This is a genomic window from Pseudomonas sp. MPR-R2A5 (assembly GCF_058793055.1).
This window is the reverse complement of the sequence record NZ_JBXAFK010000070.1, coordinates 1-14,790: the sequence shown is the minus strand read 5'-3', so window position 1 is coordinate 14,790 and position 14,790 is coordinate 1. Positions and strand designations below refer to the sequence as shown.

12 protein-coding genes are annotated in these 14,790 nt (G+C 60.8%); 8 read left to right on the top strand and 4 right to left on the bottom strand.

Annotated elements, in window-relative coordinates; translation table 11 throughout:
- Positions 1-21: 21 nt before the first annotated feature.
- The 3 genes from AC1Q6I_RS32085 to AC1Q6I_RS32075 all read right to left on the bottom strand — a co-directional run bounded on the left by AC1Q6I_RS32085 (position 22) and on the right by AC1Q6I_RS32075 (position 2,849).
- Positions 22-1,176 carry an aminotransferase class I/II-fold pyridoxal phosphate-dependent enzyme gene (locus tag AC1Q6I_RS32085; RefSeq protein WP_024074744.1) on the bottom strand — a complete coding sequence of 385 codons (1,155 nt, stop codon included), beginning with the start codon at positions 1,174-1,176 and terminating at the stop codon, positions 22-24.
- Positions 1,177-1,183: 7 nt separating this feature from the next.
- Positions 1,184-2,188, bottom strand: a complete 1,005-nt coding sequence (locus AC1Q6I_RS32080) for a GNAT family N-acetyltransferase (protein ID WP_158244441.1) — start codon at positions 2,186-2,188, stop codon at positions 1,184-1,186.
- A gap of 76 nt (positions 2,189-2,264) precedes the next feature.
- The gene (locus AC1Q6I_RS32075) at positions 2,265-2,849 is read right to left on the bottom strand and encodes an acyl-homoserine-lactone synthase (protein WP_069075719.1); all 585 of its coding nucleotides are present in this window, start codon (positions 2,847-2,849) and stop codon (positions 2,265-2,267) included.
- Between the two features lie 339 nt (positions 2,850-3,188).
- Here AC1Q6I_RS32075 and AC1Q6I_RS32070 point away from each other — a divergent pair, with 339 nt between their 5' ends.
- On the top strand, positions 3,189-3,902 hold the full coding sequence (locus AC1Q6I_RS32070) for an autoinducer binding domain-containing protein (protein WP_024074741.1): 714 nt from the start codon (positions 3,189-3,191) through the stop codon (positions 3,900-3,902).
- Here AC1Q6I_RS32070 and AC1Q6I_RS32065 read toward each other — a convergent pair.
- Positions 3,899-5,068, bottom strand: coding sequence for a XylR family transcriptional regulator (locus AC1Q6I_RS32065; RefSeq protein WP_102624907.1), 1,170 nt, complete (start codon positions 5,066-5,068; stop codon positions 3,899-3,901). The genes AC1Q6I_RS32070 and AC1Q6I_RS32065 overlap by 4 nt on opposite strands.
- A 140-nt stretch (positions 5,069-5,208) precedes the next feature.
- Here AC1Q6I_RS32065 and xylA point away from each other — a divergent pair, with 140 nt between their 5' ends.
- The 7 genes from xylA to AC1Q6I_RS32030 all read left to right on the top strand — a co-directional run bounded on the left by xylA (position 5,209) and on the right by AC1Q6I_RS32030 (position 14,561).
- Entirely contained in the window at positions 5,209-6,525 is a 1,317-nt protein-coding gene (xylA, locus tag AC1Q6I_RS32060) for a xylose isomerase (protein WP_024074739.1), read from the top strand.
- Positions 6,526-6,626: 101 nt separating this feature from the next.
- On the top strand, positions 6,627-7,625 hold the full coding sequence (gene xylF, locus AC1Q6I_RS32055) for a D-xylose ABC transporter substrate-binding protein (protein WP_024074738.1): 999 nt from the start codon (positions 6,627-6,629) through the stop codon (positions 7,623-7,625).
- A 135-nt stretch (positions 7,626-7,760) separates the two neighbouring features.
- Positions 7,761-9,308, top strand: a complete 1,548-nt coding sequence (xylG, locus tag AC1Q6I_RS32050; protein WP_041161155.1) for a D-xylose ABC transporter ATP-binding protein — start codon at positions 7,761-7,763, stop codon at positions 9,306-9,308.
- Positions 9,309-10,445: a sugar ABC transporter permease gene (locus AC1Q6I_RS32045; RefSeq protein WP_102624906.1), complete on the top strand. Its 1,137-nt coding sequence runs from the start codon at positions 9,309-9,311 to the stop codon at positions 10,443-10,445.
- 442 nt (positions 10,446-10,887) lie between these two features.
- Complete coding sequence (locus tag AC1Q6I_RS32040) at positions 10,888-11,904, top strand: iron ABC transporter substrate-binding protein (protein WP_102624905.1); 1,017 nt, start codon at positions 10,888-10,890, stop codon at positions 11,902-11,904.
- Between the two features lie 18 nt (positions 11,905-11,922).
- The gene (locus tag AC1Q6I_RS32035; protein ID WP_102624910.1) at positions 11,923-13,497 is read left to right on the top strand and encodes an ABC transporter permease; all 1,575 of its coding nucleotides are present in this window, start codon (positions 11,923-11,925) and stop codon (positions 13,495-13,497) included.
- On the top strand, positions 13,494-14,561 hold the full coding sequence (locus AC1Q6I_RS32030) for an ABC transporter ATP-binding protein (RefSeq protein WP_102624904.1): 1,068 nt from the start codon (positions 13,494-13,496) through the stop codon (positions 14,559-14,561). The genes AC1Q6I_RS32035 and AC1Q6I_RS32030 overlap by 4 nt, the downstream gene beginning before the upstream one ends.
- Positions 14,562-14,790 lie beyond the last annotated feature (229 nt).

Genomic DNA, 14,790 nt, shown 5'->3' with positions numbered 1-14,790 from the left:
ATTGGGGAACCGACGGCGGTCTCAGATCACGCTGCGCAGGGCTGTAATGCAGTAATCCACATCGGCCACCGTGTGGTTGTACGTCAGGCACAGCCTGATCCGGGACTGATGGTTGGGTACGAAGGGCGGCACAAACAGCGACCCCATGATGCCTTGGTCAACCAGCTCGGCATTGACCCGTGCGGCCTCCATCGGGTCCTTGAACACCACGGGAATCACCGCCGTCCGCGAGCTGAGTTTGTCCACGCCCAGGGCGCTCAGTTGTTCGTGGGTGTAGCGTGTCAGTTCAGCCAGCGCCTGGCGGCGTTCGGCGCCCTGCGTGGCATTGATCTCGAGCGCGGTGCACGATGCCGAAGCGACACCCGGCGACACCGAGCGCGAAGCGTTATAGGTCGGGCAACGGAACCGCACCCGTTCGGCGAACGCCTCGTCCTTGAACACCACGAACCCACCGGAAGAGCCGAACGCCTTGCTCATGGTGCCGACAATGTAGTCAACCTGCGCGGCGACCCCCGCCGACTCACAGGCGCCCTGACCGGAGTCGCCCAACATCCCCACACCGTGTGCATCGTCGATGTAGATTTCGAGTTGCGGATGCACCTGCTTCAACGCCACGATGGCGGCAAGATCGGCCACATCCCCGTCGGCGGAGAACACGCCGTCGCTGATGATCAGGATTTTCTTGTCCTGGTTGAGCTGCACCAACTGCCCGAGCATCTCCACGTCGCCGTGGCTGTAGGCCCTGAACGGGCAACCCGATAGCTTCACGCCGTCCCAGATCGAGACATGGGACAGCTTGTCCAGCAAAATCAGATCGGCACGCTCAGCGGCCAAGGGGATCACCCCGAAGTTCGCTTGGTACGAAGTGGTAAACATCAGCGTGGTGCGACCACCGAACAAATCACGGTAACGGTTTTGCAAGCGCTCGTGGTACTCAGTAAAACCACTGAAAATCATCGGCCCGCCGATGTTCGAACCGTACTCGCGAATGGCCGCGATGGCCGACTCTTTCATACGTTCGTTATTGGACAACCCCAAGTAATCACACGACGCAAAGTTCAACAGCGTGCGCCCGTCGGCGAGGGTCATGTCGCGACCACAGGCCGAACGCACTTTAGGGAAGTAGGTGTAATAACCCAACTCTTTCGATTTGAAGGCGACGTCATCTATGCGCATAACACTCTCATTCAGCCGGCGTGGCATATCTATAAATTCGATAAGCGCGTTCATGGCAAACACCCTCTTGAGTCAGGTGGCGCATGGTGCGCAGTACCATGATGTTATCTTCGAGCATCCAGGACACACTGATGCGTCCGCGTCCAACCACACTTAATGCAATCGCGGATAACTTCAGCGTGAGCGCAACCGACAATCCCTTGCGTTGATAAGCCGGCGCGACACCGGTGAAAAACGCCCGGCCATATAACCCCTGTTGATTCAAGGCGGGTGCAAACATAGTGAAACCGACCACTTCACCGTGCCGCTCGGCGATCAACGCAGAAATATTATTGATATTGCGCGCCGCCACTTCAAACTGCCCTTTCGACGCCGGGCTATAACCCCAGTTGCGTTCCCAGGCGCGGTTATAACAGTCGGCCAATTGCTGACTCTTGGCGACCAGCTCATCCTGGCCACAATGAACAAACTGGATATCGGCCAATCGTTGCGTGAGTTTGTCTTCCAAGGCCTGGTATTGATAACCCTGGGCAGGCGGTTCAAAGACAATCTCGATCAGGTCTTTTTCTTTGTGGAAACCCGCCTCGGTCATTGCATCCGCGAGTGCCAGCGTATTGGCGGGCAATGAAAACACATTAAAGTCGGACTCGAACGTACGCAGCCCGCGCTCAATCAGGAATGAACTGTGGATGGGGCCGACCAACTCAGTCACCTGCCGGGGCAACAACCGCGAGCTGTTTATATAGTCGATTGAACTGTGCATCAGCGCCTGCAAGGCGCTTGCCTGGGGTAACGCGATCAGGGTTGAAAAATAGGCAGTGCCCACCCCATTGATCGTGGCGCGCCGATCGAAATGCACAATGCAAAAGGCAACGAGGTTACCGTGTTCGTCTTGCCACGCCACCGGGATGTTATGTTCGGTGGCCGAATGCTCGCAGGCTGCTATCACGCGCTGTTCAATCTGTTGCTGCGTGCGCCCCACCACCGACACCTGCTGGTCCAGATGCTGCAAGGCATACCAGTCGCACGCGGCCAAACCTATGACTCTGCTCATCGATATTCTCGTCCCACCTGCGTGGCATGGGTGTTCAGGCGGCCAGGCATAAGGCACGGGTGGTTTGGTCGTCGATCTCGATCCAGAAAGGCACAACGCTCTGGTTATCGATCAGGTGTGGCGGTGAAATCCGGCGGGTATTGACGCCCATCCGCTTGAGCAAACGCTCATTGCCTACCGCACTGAACGCGATCAATCGAAAAGCGCCCTTGGAGCGCGCAACATCAATGACTTCCCGGACCAGCGTCACGGTGTTTTTCCAAGCTTGCGCGGCAGTTAATACCTGGCCCTTGGGCTGGCTGATGGCAAACCGGGAAAGCTCCCAGATACCCGGCGAAAAAGGCAGGGAACTTGCACCCATCAAATGCGGAAAAACTTCCCCCAACAAATACGGCCCATTAGTGGGAAGCAGTCGGGCACAACCAAATATTTCGCGATCACGATCACAGGCCACTACATAGACAGTATCTGGACGATCAAACGCATCCAGTTCAATACCCTCCTCGCAATGTAACGGCCAACCCAATGTTTTAACGAATACTTCGTACCGATAGTTAGCCAACGCGCGTGCCATCCCTGGCAAAAGTTCGCCAACCGTCCCTGTTATTGCCGTAAGCATGCCAACTACCCAGCCAGCCAATATGATTAAGCAAGTACAACAAACCCATCACTGTGTGAGTAGCTGCCCAAATGGGCAGGTCGATCGAAGCCCTCGTCGCCCAGGCAGAACTTACGGGTCAAAAACCGACTTTCTAGTACTGCCGTACTAATAAATAATCAAGCTTAATGCGCCGACTACTGACTTCATTTCACCTGCGTCCCACGTCGAATGCGGTGTTGCCGACTTTTTCAGGCAACTCGATACCCCGCAACCGCACGCCCTTCATCACCCGCAGAGCCTGTATAATCCGCTCCCGCCTCCCAGCATCAGGGGCGTTGACCACGGAAGGTATTATTGGTGAAAGAATGGCGCGAAACATTAATAGAGGCCGTGTCCGACTGCGCGACCGAACATGAACTCTTCAATAAACTGCACACGATAACGTCCAACTTAGGCTTCGAATTCTGCTCTTATGGATTAAAAGTTCCATTGCCGTCGAGCGCTTCGCAATATGTACTGATTTCCAACTACCCCCGCTCGTGGGAACAGAAGTACGTCAGCGAAAACTACTTCTCCCAAGACCCCACAGTCGCCCATGGCCTGACCCGCTCCATCCCGCTGCACTGGTCCGCCGCCCAACAGCAGCAACACCTGGCCTTCTGGGAGGAAGCGCGCCATTACCAGCTTAATCATGGTTGGTGCTTGTCGTCGCAACGCGGCCCTAACGCGATTGGATTGCTCTCGGTGTCGCGCTCCAGTGAATACATCTCGACCACGGAACTCGAGCACATCGAGAACAAGTTGATCTGGCTGACGCAGTTGGCACACGAATCGATGACGCGCTTCTTTTCCGAAAAGTGCTTGCCAGACATCCACCGGGCCCTGACCGCACGGGAAAAAGAGACCTTGAGGTGGACGGCCCTGGGCAAAACCTATGTCGAGATCAGCATGATCCTCAACATCGACACACGGACCGTGAAGTTTCATCTGGTCAACGCCATGCGCAAACTCCAGGCCAGCAACAAAGCAGAAGCAGCCGTCAAAGCCTCCTTGCTGGGGTTACTTTTTTAGCCCTGCTGGTACTCGCGCGGCGTACAGCCGAACTCGCGGCGAAACACCGTGTGCAGGTACTGCGCCGACTTGAAGCCACACTTGGCGGCAATATCGGCAATCGCCAGTTCGTGGCTTTCCAGGCCCTTGGCAGCGGCCGCGAGTTTGAAGCGCAGGATCTCGTCATGCACGCTGCAACCACGCGCCTTGCGAAAATGCGCTTCCAGGGATGAGCGCGACACACCGACATAGGCCGCCACCTGCGCGGTCTTGATGCCTTGGCAGGCGTACTGCCGGATAAACAGCAGCGCCTGCATCACATACGGATTACCCAAGGGTTGATGCACGCTGGAAGCCTGCACATTGATCGCCTCCGGCGGTACCAGAATCTGCGTGCCCACGCAGGGTTTGCCGTGCAGCATCTGATGCAGCAGCGCGGCGGCGGTACGCCCCATGGTCTCGGTGCCCTGGATCACCGAACTGAGCGGCACCCGCGTCAGGGTGCGGGTCAGCGGATCGTTGTCGATGCCGATCAGCGCCACCTCCTCCGGCACCGCGATCCCGGCCGTGAGGCAGGCCTGCAGCAACTGCCGCGCGCGGGCGTCGGTGACGGCGATGATGCCAATCGGTTTGGGCAGGCTGTGCAGCCAGGCGATCTGCTGCTCCACCGCGCTGTCCCACAACGGCGCACTGGTCCCCAGGCCACGATAGACCTCGACGTGCAGGCCATCGCGTTGCAGCAGGCGGCGAAAGGCTTTTTCGCGCTCCTGGGCCCAGCGATTGGCCTGGGCTTCGGGCAGGCTGAAACAGGCAAAGCGGGTCAACCCGGCCTCGATCAAATGCTCATAGGCCAGCTTCATCAAGGCATGGTTATCGGTGGCGACGTAGGGAATGCCCTTGGGGTAGGCGCGCGCATCTTCATAAGAGCCGCCCACGGCCACCACCGGCAGTTTGCAATCGGCCAATGCCTCGCCGATCAGCGGGTCATCGAAATCGGCAATGATGCCGTCACCCTGCCAGCGCTCGATGCCGCGCAGGCGACAGAGGAAATCCTCTTCCAGGAACAAATCCCAGGACGCGCGCGTGCTGCTCAGGTAGTTGCCGATGCCGGCGATGATGCCACGGTCGTAGATTTTGCTGCCGTTGAACAACAGGGCGATGCGGTGGACGGGCGGTAGGGTTTTCATTGTTTTTATCCGGGGGCCAGTGGTAACAGACTAGCCCTCGCCACTCAAAATCGCACTACACCTTGGTGATTTTCATAATCAGCAGCCCAGGTGCCGTTGCTAGTATCCAGACATCGCCAAGAACAATAAGGAACACGCCCATGCCGTACTTCCCCGGTGTCGATCAGGTGCGCTTCGAAGGCCCTGCCAGCGACTCTCCCCTCGCCTTCCGCCATTACGACGCGAACAAGCTGATCCTCGGCAAACCGATGCGCGAGCACCTGCGCATGGCCGCCTGTTACTGGCACACCTTTGTGTGGCCGGGGGCGGATATGTTTGGCATGGGCACCTTCAAGCGCCCGTGGCAACGCAGCGGTGAGCCGATGGAAGTGGCCATCGGCAAGGCTGACGCGGCCTTTGAGTTTTTCTCCAAGCTGGGCATCGACTACTACAGCTTCCACGACACCGATGTGGCGCCGGAAGGCAGCTCGCTCAAGGAGTACCGCAACCACTTCGCGCAGATGGTCGACCACCTGGAGCGCCATCAGGAACAAACCGGTATCAAGCTGCTGTGGGGCACCGCCAATTGCTTCAGCAACCCGCGCTTTGCCGCTGGCGCAGCGAGCAACCCCGACCCTGAAGTGTTTGCCTACGCTGCCGCCCAGGTGTTCAGCGCGATGAACGCTACCCTGCGGCTCAAGGGTGCCAACTACGTACTCTGGGGCGGCCGTGAAGGGTATGAAACCCTGCTCAACACCGACCTCAAGCGCGAGCGCGAACAGCTCGGGCGCTTTATGCGCATGGTGGTGGAGCACAAGCACAAGATCGGCTTCAAGGGCGACCTGCTGATCGAGCCCAAGCCCCAGGAGCCGACCAAGCACCAGTACGATTACGACAGCGCCACGGTGTTCGGCTTTTTGCATGAGTACGGGCTGGAACATGAGATCAAGGTGAATATCGAGGCCAACCACGCGACCCTGGCCGGGCACAGTTTTCATCATGAGATCGCCACCGCCGTGTCCCTGGGGATCTTCGGCAGCATCGACGCCAACCGCGGCGACCCGCAGAACGGTTGGGACACTGACCAGTTCCCCAATAGCGTCGAGGAAATGACCCTGGCCACGTATGAAATCCTCAAGGCTGGCGGGTTCAAGAATGGCGGCTATAACTTTGACTCCAAGGTGCGCCGCCAGAGCCTGGACGAGGTGGACTTGTTCCACGGGCATGTCGCCGCCATGGATGTACTCGCCCTGGCGCTGGAACGTGCGGCGGCCATGGTGCAGAACGACCAGTTGCAGCAATTCAAGGACCAGCGTTATGCCGGTTGGCAGCAGCCGCTGGGCCAAGCCGTGCTGGCCGGTGAGTTCAGCCTGGAATCGCTGGCCGAACATGCGTTTGCCCATGAACTGAACCCACAGGCCGTGAGTGGTCGGCAAGAGATGCTGGAGGGAGTGGTCAACCGGTTTATTTATCGGTGACATTTGCGCGACAAATCTGTGCACGGAGCGTCGAAGGACGCTCTACAGTTCTACCCGCATCACGCTGTGTCTTTCCAACAACAATAAAAGGACGCACCACCATGAAGTCATTCAAACGTACCCTGCTCGCCACCGCCCTGGCCCTGCTCGCCCTGCCGGTGATGGCTGACTCTGCCCACCCGAAAATCGGTTTTTCCATCGACGACCTGCGCCTGGAGCGCTGGTCCCGTGACCGTGACTACTTCGTTGCCGCGGCGGAAAAACTCGATGCCAAGGTCTTCGTGCAGTCTGCCGATGCCAATGAGCAGAAGCAGATTTCCCAGATCGAAAACCTGATCTCCCGTGGCGTCGACGTGATCGTGATCGTGCCGTTCAACGCCACCGTGTTGACCAACGCCGTGGCCGAGGCCAAGAAAGCCGGGATCAAGGTGGTGTCCTATGACCGCCTGATCCTCAACGCCGACATCGACGCGTATATCTCCTTCGATAACGAAAAAGTCGGCGAGATGCAGGCCAGCGGCGTGCTGCAAGCGGCGCCCAAGGGCAATTACTTCCTGCTCGGCGGCGCGCCCACCGACAACAACGCCAAGGTGCTGCGCGAAGGCCAGATGAAAGTGCTGCAACCGGCCATCGACAAGGGCGACATCAAGATTGTCGGCCAGCAGTGGGTCAAGGAATGGAACCCTACCGAAGCCCTGAGCATCGTCGAAAACGCCCTGACCCGGAACAACAACAAGATCGACGCCATCGTCGCCTCCAACGACGCTACCGCCGGCGGTGCGATCCAGGCCCTGGCCGCGCAGAAGCTGGCGGGCAAGGTGCCGATCTCGGGCCAGGACGCCGACCTCGCGGCGGTCAAGCGCGTGATCGACGGCACCCAGACCATGACCGTGTACAAGCCGCTCAAGCTGATCGCCACCGAAGCCGCCAAGCTCTCGGTGCAGTTGGCGCGTAACGAGAAACCGACGTACAGCTCGCAGTACGACAATGGCAGCAAGAAAGTCGACACCATCCTGCTCACCCCGACCCCGCTGACCAAGGCGAATATCGACCTGTTGGAAAAGGACGGGTTCTATACCAAAGAGCAGATTGGCCAGTAGGAGCGGGCTTGCCCGCGAAAAACGTCAACGATAACGCGGGCATTGAGGATGAACGCGGTGTCCTCGGGTTCTTCGCGAGCAAGCTCGCTCCTACGGGAACCCGCGTTTCTTCGGCCTTTTGTGTGAGCCATGGTCATGTCCGACTACCTGCTGCAAATGAACGGCATCGTCAAAACCTTTGGCGGTGTCCACGCGCTGAACGGCATCGATATCAAGGTGCGGCCGGGGGAATGTGTCGGCCTGTGCGGTGAGAACGGTGCCGGCAAGTCGACCTTGATGAAGGTGCTGTCGGCCGTCTATCCGCACGGCACCTGGGAGGGTGAAATCCTCTGGGACGGGCAACCGCTCAAGGCCCAGTCCATCAGCGAAACCGAGGCCGCCGGTATCGTCATCATCCACCAGGAACTGACCCTGGTGCCCGACCTGTCGGTGGCCGAGAACATCTTCATGGGCCACGAGCTGACCTTGCCCGGCGGGCGCATGAACTACCCGGCGATGCTGCACCGCGCCGAAGCGTTGATGCGCGAACTCAAGGTGCCGGACATGAACGTCGCGCTGCCGGTGTCGCAGTACGGCGGCGGCTACCAGCAACTGGTGGAAATCGCCAAGGCCCTGAACAAAAAGGCGCGCTTGTTGATCCTCGACGAGCCCTCTTCGGCCCTGACCCGCTCTGAGATCGAGGTGCTGCTCGACATCATCCGCGACCTCAAGGCCAAGGGCGTGGCCTGCGTGTACATCTCCCACAAACTCGATGAAGTGGCGGCGGTGTGCGACACCATCTCAGTGATTCGCGACGGCAAACACATCGCGACCACCGCCATGGCCGATATGGATATCCCGCGCATCATCACGCAGATGGTCGGACGCGAGATGAGCAACCTCTACCCCACCGAGCCCCATGCCGTGGGCGAGGTGATCTTCGAGGCGCGCCACGTGACTTGCTACGACGTCGACAACCCCAAGCGCAAACGCGTCGACGATATTTCCTTCGTGCTCAAGCGCGGCGAAATCCTCGGCATCGCCGGCTTGGTGGGCGCCGGGCGCACGGAGCTGGTGTCGGCGCTGTTCGGCGCCTACCCCGGCCGCTACAGCGCCGAGGTGTGGCTGGACGGCCAACTGATCGACACGCGCACACCGCTTAAATCGATCCGCGCCGGGCTGTGCATGGTGCCCGAGGACCGCAAGCGCCAAGGCATCATTCCCGACCTGGGCGTGGGCCAGAACATCACCCTGGCGGTACTCGACACCTATGCGCACCTGACCCGTATCGACGCCGAGGCCGAACTGGGCAGCATCGACCAACAGATCGCGCGCATGCACCTCAAGACGGCCAGCCCGTTCTTGCCGATCACCAGCCTGTCCGGCGGCAACCAGCAAAAAGCCGTGCTGGCGAAAATGCTGATGGCCAAGCCCAAGGTGCTGATCCTCGACGAGCCCACACGCGGGGTGGATGTGGGGGCCAAGTATGAGATCTACAAACTGATGGGCGCGCTGGCGGCCGAAGGTGTATCGATCATCATGGTCTCGTCGGAGCTGGCCGAAGTGCTCGGCGTGTCCAACCGCGTGCTGGTGATCGGCGACGGCCAGTTGCGGGGCGACTTCATCAACGAGGGGCTCACCCAGGAACAGGTGCTCGCCGCCGCGCTCAGCCAAAACAATAATAACGATCGGAAAACCGCGTAGATGAATCAGGTCAAACAGCTGTTTACCCGCTACAAAATGCTCGCCCTGGTGATCGCCGTGGCGTTTATCTGGCTGTTTTTCAGCTGGCAGACCGAGGGCGGTTTCCTCACTCCGCGCAACCTGTCCAACCTGCTGCGGCAGATGTCGATCACCGGGATCCTGGCCTGCGGCATGGTGCTGGTGATCATCAGCGGGGAGATCGATTTGTCGGTGGGCTCATTGCTCGGCTTGCTCGGCGGGCTCGCGGCGATCCTGGATGTGGTCTATCACATGCCGTTGCTGGCCAACCTCAGCCTGGTGGCGCTGTGTGGCTTGATGATCGGTTTGGCCAACGGCTACATGACCGCCTACCTGCGCATCCCGTCGTTTATCGTTGGCCTGGGTGGCATGTTGACGTTTCGCGGGATTCTGCTGGGGATTACCGGCGGCACCACCATTGCGCCGGTGTCGCCATCGCTGGTGTATGTGGGCCAGGGGTATTTGCCGCATTCGGTGGGGCTTGGCCTTGGGGTCCTGCTGTTTGCCCTGACCCTGTTCTTGACCTGGAAACAACGGCGCAACCGCGCACTGCACGGGTTGGCCGCGCACTCGCTGGTGCGGGACGTACTGCGCGTGGTGGTGATCGGCGCGGTGCTGGCTGGGTTCGTCACCACCCTCAACAGCTACGACGGCATTCCCGTGCCGGTGCTGCTGTTGCTGGTGCTGCTTGGCGTGTTCAGCTACGTCACCAGCCAGACCGTGTTCGGCCGCCGCGTGTATGCGGTGGGCAGCAACATGGAAGCCACGCGCCTGTCAGGTATCAATGTGCAGGCGGTGAAACTGTGGATCTTCGGGATCATGGGCGTGATGTGCGCCCTCGCCGGCCTGGTCAACACCGCGCGCCTCGCGGCGGGCTCACCGTCGGCGGGCAATATGGGCGAACTCGACGCCATCGCTGCGTGCTTCATCGGCGGTACATCCATGCGCGGCGGCTCGGGCACGGTGTATGGCGCGCTGCTCGGGGCGCTGGTGATCACCAGCCTGGATAACGGCATGTCGATGCTGGATGTGGACAGTTATTGGCAGATGATTGTGAAGGGCAGCATCCTGGTGCTGGCGGTGTGGGTGGATGTGAGTACCCGCACAGGTCGGCGGTAGGAATGCAGGATAAATGTGGGAGGAGGCTTGCCCCCGATAGCCGTGTGTCAGTCATACAGGTATCAACTGACCCTCCGTCATCGGGGGCAAGCCCCCTCCCACATTGACCGCCTCAAACTGTGGGAGGGGGCTTGCCCCCGATGGCGGTCGGTCAGTCGACGTCTACAGTGCCAGCAGCTTTCTTGAATGGGGTAACACCAAGATAAAAGAGGTAGGCAATCGCTCCCCACGTCAATAGCTGATGATTGGCCACCCAAAATGCTTCGACCACCTTCAACCCCGTGCGCTCGCGACCCGTTTATCACATTTTTTTGACGTTTTTTTCTCATTCCCGGCTCTACATTCGCCGCGCCTAAACATGCAAATGATTCCTATTGGTTTCGTCTCAATCGACCTCTAGCGGATTTCCCGTGTCGCCATACAAACCCGGAGCGCTCACCGCATGACCACCCGCCTTCCTTCGTTCGTCAAAAAAGCCCTGCTGGCCACCGCCCTGGTCAGCGCCGGGCATGTGTATGCCGCCAGCGAGCCGGTCGGCATCGTGGTCTACAACGCCCAGCATGAAAGCCTCACCAAGGCCTGGGTCGAAGGGTTCACCCAGGAAACCGGGATTCCGGTGACGATCCGCAATGGCGACGACACCGAGATGGGTAACCAGCTCGTGCAGGAAGGCGCGGCCTCTCCGGCGGATGTGTTCCTCACCGAAAACTCCCCGGCCATGGTGCTGGTGGACAACGCAGGCCTGTTCGCGCCGGTCGCGCCGACCACCCTGCAACAGGTGGACGCCGCCTACCGCCCGGCTCATGGCAAATGGGTGGGCATCGCTGCGCGCTCCACCGTGTTCGTGTACAACCCGAGCAAACTGAAAGAGGGCGACCTGCCTAAATCCCTGCTGGACCTGGCTTCGCCAAGCTGGAAAGGCCGCTGGGCCGCTTCACCGGCCGGTGCCGACTTCCAGGCCATCGTCGCCGCCGTGCTTGAACTCAAGGGCGAAGCCGCGACCCTCGACTGGCTCAAGGCAATGAAGGCCAACGCGAGCATCTACCGAGGCAACAGCGCCGTGCTCAAGGCCGTCAACGCCGGCCAGGTCGACAGCGGTGTGATCTATCACTATTACAGCTTCGTCGACCAATCCAAGACCGGTGAAAACAGCAAGAACACCCAGCTGCACTACTTCAAGCACCAGGACCCGGGCGCGTTTGTGAGCATCTCCGGTGCCGGTGTCCTGGCCTCCAGCAAGCATCAGGAACAGGCCCAGGCCTTCTTGAAGTGGATCACCGGCAAAGACGGCCAGGCGATCCTCAAGGACGGCAATTCGTTCGAATACGCGGTCGGCCAGAACGCCCAATCCAACCCCAAACTGATGCCACTGGCGCAACTGGATGCACCTAAGGTCGACGCGTCGAAACTCAACAGCAAAAAGGCTGTCGAGCTGATGACCCAGGCCGGACTGCTCTGATTGTTGCCTGAATCGTCGATACCCGGCATCGCCCACGCGCAGCTACGCAAACGCCCCCACGGACTGTTCAAAAGCCGTGGGGGCACGTGGGTCACCAGTTTGTCGGTACTGGTTTCGTTGTTGGCGCTGCTGCCGATTGCGTTTGTGATCGGCGTGTCGTGGCAAATCGGCTGGGCGCAAATCGAAGCGCTGGTATGGCGCCCTCGCGTCGGCGAGTTGCTGACGAACACAGTGCTGCTGGTGCTGTTCACCTTGCCGTTGTGCATCGTATTGGGCGTCGGGCTCGCGTGGTTGACCGAGCGCACCGACCTGCCCGGCCGCCGTGCCTGGTCGTTGCTGGCGGTCGCGCCGCTGGCAGTGCCGGCGTTTGTGCACAGTTACGCGTGGGTCAGCCTGGTGCCGTCGATCCATGGACTGCCGGCCGGTGTGCTGGTGTCGGTGATCGCCTATTTCCCGTTTCTGTACCTGCCGGTGGCGGCGACCCTGCGCCGGCTGGACCCTGCGATTGAAGACGTGGCCGAATCCCTGGGCCTCAAGCCCTGGGCGGTGTTCCGGCGGGTGGTGTTGCCGCAGTTGCGCCTGGCGATCTGCGGCGGTGCGCTGTTGGTCGGCCTGCATCTGTTGGCAGAATATGGCCTGTACGCGATGATCCGCTTCGACACCTTCACCACGGCGATTTTCGATCAGTTCAAGTCCACCTTCAACGGCCCGGCGGCCAATATGCTCGCGGCGGTGCTGGCCCTGTGTTGCCTGGCGATGCTCACCGTCGAATCCGCCTCGCGCGGCCATGCACGTTATGCCCGGGTCGGTTCCGGCAGTGCCCGTGAGCAACGCATCGTGCGGCTGAGCGCCGTCACCCGCATGCTCTCCCTCGGCTTGCAAGCCGCAACCTGTGCATTGGCCCTCGGCGTGCCGCTGGTCACCCTGGGCAAATGGCTGGTCGCCGGTGGGCGTGAGGTCTGGCAGTTCAGCGAGCTGCTGCCGGCGCTGGAGCAAACCGTGCTACTGGGCATTGCCGGTGCGGTGTTGACCACCTGCGCGGCGGTACCGATTGCCTGGCTGTCGATTCGTGCGCCGGGGCGCCTGCAACGCATCCTGGAAAGCTGCAACTACATCACCAGTTCGTTGCCGGGCATTGTCGTGGCACTGGCGCTGGTCACGGTGACCATCCACTTCGCCCGGCCAATCTACCAGACGACGATCACCGTGCTGCTCGCCTACCTGCTGATGTTCCTGCCACGGGCGCTGGTGAGCCTGCGTGCGGGCATCGCCCAGGCGCCGGTGGAACTGGAAAACATGGCGCGCAGCCTTGGCCGCTCGCCGGGCCGCGCCCTGTGGCTGATTACGATGCGCCTGGCGGCCCCGGCCGCCGCTGCAGGAGCGGCGCTGGTGTTCCTGGCGATCACCAACGAGCTGACCGCCACCCTGTTGCTCGCGCCCAACGGCACGCGCACCCTGGCCACCGGTTTCTGGGCGATGACCAGCGAGATCGACTACGCCGCCGCCGCGCCTTACGCGTTGATCATGATCCTGCTCTCACTGCCGTTGACCGGCCTCCTCTACCACCAATCCAAACGCACGGCCGGCCGATGAACGCCCTCGAACTCACTGCTCTTTGCAAAACCTTCGGCACCCAAGCAGCCTTGGCCGACGTCAGCCTGGCGGTGCCCAACGGCAGCCGCACGGTGATCGTCGGGCCTTCCGGCTCCGGCAAGACCACCTTGCTGCGGATGATTGCCGGCTTTGAATTCCCCGACAGCGGCAGCCTGACCCTGAACGGCCAGGTGCTGGTCGACGACATCCACGCCGTGCCGGCCCACCAGCGCCAGATCGGTTATGTGCCGCAGGATGGTGCGTTGTTCCCGCACATGACTGTCGCCGACAACATTGGCTTCGGCCTCGCGGCCAAGCACGCTGCACGGCACGAACGCATCGCCGAACTGATGGACAGCGTGGCCCTCGACGCCAACATGGCCCGGCGCTGGCCCCACGAGCTGTCCGGCGGCCAACAGCAGCGCGTGGCGCTGGCGCGGGCCTTGGCGCAACAGCCCCGGCTGATGCTGCTGGATGAACCGTTTTCCGCGCTGGACACCGGCCTGCGCTCGGCCATGCGCAAGATGGTGGCGCGGTTGCTGAGTGATGCGAACATCACCACGATCCTGGTCACCCATGATCAGAGTGAGGCGCTGTCGTTCGCCGACCAGTTGGCGGTGATGCGCCAGGGGCGCCTGGTGCAATCGGGTCATCCGATGAACCTTTATCAGTACCCCGTGGACGAACAAACCGCGTTATTTCTCGGCGAAGCCGTGGTCATGCCCGCGCGGATTGAGGCGGGCAGGGCTCACTGTGCGTTGGGTCGCGTGCCGGTCGACAGCCAGGCCAATCACGGTGCGGCACAGATCATGCTGCGCCCCGAGCAACTGCACCTGAGTACCACCGACGAATCCGGCTGCCGTGGCGTGGTCACCGAGCGCGAATTCGGCGGCAATACCTGCACCCTGACCGTGGCGTTGCAACCGGGCGAGGACGCGCCTGGCCAGGCCATCCTGGTGCGCAGCTCGGGCCTGCAAGCGCCAAACCCAGGCAGCGTGGTGTATCTCAGCACGGTGGGCATGGCCCATGTGCTGAAAAAACCAGCGGCCCTCAGCCCCCGCTGAGTTTTGCGAGGTATCTACACAACGTTGGCGCGCCCCTGAACAAGCGGGCTTGCCCTAACACCGTTCAGTTAAGGCTTTTTTGTAGGAGCGAGCTTGCTCGCGAAGAACTCACAGGCACCGCGTTCATTCAGGAAACACGCGTTATCGTTGACGTTTTTCGCGAGCAAGCTTGCTCCTACAGAAGGCGATGTACGCTTAACTGAAACGGCATTAGGGCAAGCCCGCATGC

What these genes read in the sequence shown, in the direction of transcription:
- xylA (WP_024074739.1), top strand. Translation starts at nt 5,209, where the DNA reads ATGCCGTACTTCCCCGGTGTCGATCAGGTGCGCTTCGAAGGCCCTGCC.
- AC1Q6I_RS32040 (WP_102624905.1), top strand. Translation starts at nt 10,888, where the DNA reads ATGACCACCCGCCTTCCTTCGTTCGTCAAAAAAGCCCTGCTGGCCACC.
- AC1Q6I_RS32065 (WP_102624907.1), bottom strand. Translation starts at nt 5,068, where the DNA reads ATGAAAACCCTACCGCCCGTCCACCGCATCGCCCTGTTGTTCAACGGC.
- AC1Q6I_RS32085 (WP_024074744.1), bottom strand. Translation starts at nt 1,176, where the DNA reads ATGCGCATAGATGACGTCGCCTTCAAATCGAAAGAGTTGGGTTATTAC.
- AC1Q6I_RS32030 (WP_102624904.1), top strand. Translation starts at nt 13,494, where the DNA reads ATGAACGCCCTCGAACTCACTGCTCTTTGCAAAACCTTCGGCACCCAA.
- AC1Q6I_RS32045 (WP_102624906.1), top strand. Translation starts at nt 9,309, where the DNA reads ATGAATCAGGTCAAACAGCTGTTTACCCGCTACAAAATGCTCGCCCTG.
- xylF (WP_024074738.1), top strand. Translation starts at nt 6,627, where the DNA reads ATGAAGTCATTCAAACGTACCCTGCTCGCCACCGCCCTGGCCCTGCTC.
- xylG (WP_041161155.1), top strand. Translation starts at nt 7,761, where the DNA reads ATGTCCGACTACCTGCTGCAAATGAACGGCATCGTCAAAACCTTTGGC.
- AC1Q6I_RS32075 (WP_069075719.1), bottom strand. Translation starts at nt 2,849, where the DNA reads ATGCTTACGGCAATAACAGGGACGGTTGGCGAACTTTTGCCAGGGATG.